The sequence below is a fragment of the Sinomonas sp. genome (assembly GCF_051955515.1).
GTDB lineage: Bacteria > Actinomycetota > Actinomycetes > Actinomycetales > Micrococcaceae > Sinomonas.
Genome location: NZ_JBQCGQ010000296.1, coordinates 1 through 3,591, shown reverse-complemented (window position 1 = coordinate 3,591; position 3,591 = coordinate 1). Strand labels below are relative to the sequence as shown.

General features: G+C 69.4%; 5 protein-coding genes. 2 read left to right on the top strand and 3 right to left on the bottom strand.

Annotated features, from left to right (window positions below; translation table 11 throughout):
- The coding region (locus ACTHL9_RS17725) for a hypothetical protein (RefSeq protein ID WP_440520588.1) at positions 1 to 498 on the bottom strand (498 nt) is incomplete at its 3' end.
- A gap of 90 nt (positions 499 to 588) precedes the next feature.
- Here ACTHL9_RS17725 and ACTHL9_RS17720 point away from each other — a divergent pair.
- The gene (locus ACTHL9_RS17720; RefSeq protein ID WP_440520587.1) at positions 589 to 762 is read left to right on the top strand and encodes a hypothetical protein; all 174 of its coding nucleotides are present in this window, start codon (positions 589 to 591) and stop codon (positions 760 to 762) included.
- On the top strand, positions 722 to 2,146 hold the full coding sequence (locus ACTHL9_RS17715; protein WP_440520586.1) for an outer membrane protein assembly factor BamB family protein: 1,425 nt from the start codon (positions 722 to 724) through the stop codon (positions 2,144 to 2,146). The genes ACTHL9_RS17720 and ACTHL9_RS17715 overlap by 41 nt, the downstream gene beginning before the upstream one ends.
- 90 nt (positions 2,147 to 2,236) lie before the next feature.
- On the opposite strand, the gene ACTHL9_RS17710 is transcribed toward ACTHL9_RS17715, so the two are convergent.
- The gene (locus ACTHL9_RS17710; protein ID WP_440520585.1) at positions 2,237 to 2,737 is read right to left on the bottom strand and encodes a CoA-binding protein; all 501 of its coding nucleotides are present in this window, start codon (positions 2,735 to 2,737) and stop codon (positions 2,237 to 2,239) included.
- A partial coding sequence (locus tag ACTHL9_RS17705; RefSeq protein WP_440520584.1) for a PLP-dependent transferase occupies positions 2,734 to 3,591 on the bottom strand: 858 nt, incomplete at its 5' end. The genes ACTHL9_RS17705 and ACTHL9_RS17710, both read right to left, overlap by 4 nt.

Below are 3,591 nucleotides of genomic sequence, written 5' to 3'. Positions count from 1 at the left end.
GACCCGGCGCTCCCGGAGGGCCGCCCACAGCGCCTTGTCCGAGCGGAGCTTGGCCAGCAGATCCTCGCGCAGCTTGTCCTCGAAGCCGTCGGGGTCCTCGTAGAACGTCTCGGGCGAGTGCTCGAACCGGTCGAGCACGTCCCCCGGCAGGGCGGCCCACCGTAGGGCCGCATCGGCCACCTCCGAGTTGTCCTCGATGAGGTCATCCAGCCCGGTCTCTTCGAGGAACGCGACAGCCTCGTCGGCCTCGGTGATTCCGGCGTCGAGAAGGGCGACCGCGGTCTCTGGAGTCGCGACGGAGAGCACTTCGCAGAAGGAGTACGGCGTCGCGGCGAATTCGAACTCGACTTTGCGCCCGCTCGTCGCGGAACGCTTGGCGAGCGCATCGAGCAGGATGTTGCTGTGCCCGAGATCGCGGGCGTGGGTGGTCACCAGGCGATGGTGCACGTCGTAGGACGGAACGTCTGGGAATCGGTTCTGGGCTGGGGGAGGAGCCACTCCTTCGAGCGTAGCCCAGCCGAGCCCGAAGTTTGGCTGCCGGGGCGCAGGGGCAGGTGGATCATGAAGGTATCGACGGAAGGACGGACCATGACTGAGGAACCGCGCGAGGAAGGGACTCCCACCGAGGGCGAGGAGCGGCTGGACGGACTCCAGCGGGACACCGGGATCGCCTCGGACAAGGGCAACGAGAAGGCCGAGGACCTCGAGGACAAGGCCTACGGTGGCGACGACGACACCCCGGACGTTCCGCTTCCGGGGTAGGGGACGGCGGGCCCTTGCGCTCGCGGCGGCCGTGCTCGCCGTCGCCCTCTCCGCCTGCTCAGGGCCGACGACGACGGCGGCACCCACCGCTTCAACGGTCAGCCCCCTGGCCGCGTCCCGCGGCGCGCGTGCCTCCCAACCGCTCGATGACGGCGACTGGCCCACCTACCATCGGGACGCAGCCCGCACGGGTGAGGCCCCGTCGTCGCCAGCTCTGGGCACGCTCCGCGACTCGTGGTCCGCTCCCTTGGACGGCGCCGTGTATGCGGAGCCACTCGTGGTGCACGGCCAGGTCATCGCCGCGACCGAGGCGAACACCGTCTACGCCCTCGACGCCTCCGATGGGCACGTGGTGTGGAAGCGCAACCTCGGCTCGCCCATGCCGCTCTCCGCCCTTCCCTGCGGGGACATCGACCCGCTGGGCATCACGGGCACACCGGTCTACGACCCGGCGACCGGGCTCGTGTTCGCTGTCGCGGAGCTTTCGGGTGGACGTCATGTGCTGGTGGGGCTCGATGCCGCCGACGGCTCGCTCGTGGTGCAGCGAGAGGTCGAGCCTCCGAACGGACACCGCCTCGCATACCAGCAGCGGGCAGCGCTCGCGCTCCTGAACGGCCGCGTCTACATCGCCTACGGCGGACTCTACGGAGACTGCTCCGAGTACACCGGCACCGTGCTCTCCGTGCCGACCAGCGGGGATGGCCCGATCGACTCCTATGTGGTGCCGACCGCTCGTGAAGGCGGGATCTGGGCCCCGGGCGGCCCAGCGGTCGACGGCGCACGGCTGCTCGTGGGCGTCGGCAATGGCGAGTCGACCACGACCTACGACGGGTCGGACTCCGTCCTCTCGCTCGACGCCTCGCTCAAGCGCACGGACTTCTTCGCCCCTTCCGGGTGGGCCCAGGAGAACGCGAGCGACACGGACCTGGGGTCGATGACCCCCGTCCGCGTGGGGCCGTACGTGTACATGAACGGCAAGAGCGGCACCGGCTACCTTCTCGCCGCCGATCACTTTGGTGGCATCGGCGGCGAGGCGGCGAAGGCTCAGGTGTGCCGGGCGTTCGGCGCGCCCGCGGTCACGGGCATGACCGCCTACGTCCCCTGCAGGGGCGGGCTCCAGCAGGTGAACGTCACCTCGCCCGCCGGGATTCGGCTTGGATGGCGGTTCCCCCTGGGCGCGGCCGGCTCGCCCGTCACGGGCGGCGGAGCCGTGTGGGTGATCGACTACGATACCGGGGACCTCTACGCGCTCGATCCCGGGGACGGCCACGTCCGGCAGCACATGCAGCTCGGTCCCGTTCCGCATTTCGTGACCCCGGCCATCTCCGCCGGCCGCGTCTTCGTGGGGACCCTCAAGGGGGTGACGGCCCTCGCGTGGGGCTAGAAACCTCGCCTGGGGCTAAAAACGTTGCTCCGTCAGCTTTGCAGGGTGTGCACCCGGCACAGCTGACGGAGCAACAGGAGAGACGGCGAGCTAGGCGAGGACCTGCCGCTTGCTCGAAATGACGCCTGTGTTGAAGCCCGCGAGGTGCAGGCCGCCGTGGAAGCGGGCGTGCTCGATCTTGACGCAACGGTCCATGACCACATTCATCCCCGCGGCCTCGGCATCCGCCGCGACCCCCTCGTGCCACGAGCCGAGCTGGAGCCAGATCGTCTTCGCGCCCACGGCCTTGGCCTCCTCGAGGACGCCGGGGAGGTCGTCATGCTTGCGGAACACCTCGACGAGGTCCGGCGTCTCCGGCAGGTCCGCGAGCGAAGGGTAGACCGGCTGGCCCAGGATCGACTTCACGACCGGGTTCACGAAGTACACGCGGTACTTCGTCGAGGAGAGCAGATAGGTCGCGACGAAGTAGCTCGCGCGGCTCGGCTTGTCCGAGGCACCGACGATCGCAATGACCTTGGTGTCCCGCAGGATCTTCAGGCGCTCGGGTGCCGAGGGACCCACCCATGTGCGCTCGGTGACCGTAGTGCTCATTTCGCGACTCCCTTCGTCGCGGCGCCGACCCCAGATTGGGCGACGCTGGGCAGGGAGCATGCTTCGCCGTCGTACGTTGGGGCGGCGAACCCCGCCTCGAGCTCGGCACTTTGCTCAGCCGCCACCTGGGAAGCCTCCAGTGCCTGGTCGAGGTCCCAGATGATGTCCTCGACGTCCTCGAGTCCCACCGAGAGCCGGATGAGGTCCTCCGGCACGCCCGCCGCGACGAGCTGCTCGGAGGAGAGCTGCTGGTGCGTCGTCGAACCGGGGTGCAGGACGAGCGTGCGCGCGTCGCCGATGTTCGCGAGGTGGCTCGCGATCTGCAGCGCCTCGATGAACTTGGCGCCGGCCGCGCGGCCGCCCTTGACCCCGAAGCTGAACACGGAGCCGACGCCGAGCGGCAGGAGCTCCTTTGCGCGCTCGTGCTGCGGGTGCGAGGGCAGGCCGGCGAAGTTCACATAGGTGACGCGCGGATCCGCGGCGAGCCATTCCGCGACCCGCTGCGCGTTCGCGAGGTGCGCGTCCATGCGCTGGGGGAGCGTCTCGACGCCCTGCAGGAGCTGGAACGCGGACTGCGCTGGGAGCGACGGCCCGATGTCACGGAGCTGCTCGGAGCGGAGCTTCGAGAGGAAGCCGTACTCGCCGAAGTTGCCCCACCACGAGACGTTGCCGTAGCTCGGCACGGGCTCGGTCATCGACGGGAACTTGCCGTTGCCCCAGTTGAACGTTCCGCTTTCGACGACGACGCCGCCCAGTGTGGTGCCGTGCCCGCCGATGAACTTGGTCGCCGAGTGGATCACGATGTCGGCACCGTGCTCGATGGGCCGCAGGAGGTACGGAGGCGTGAGCGTCGA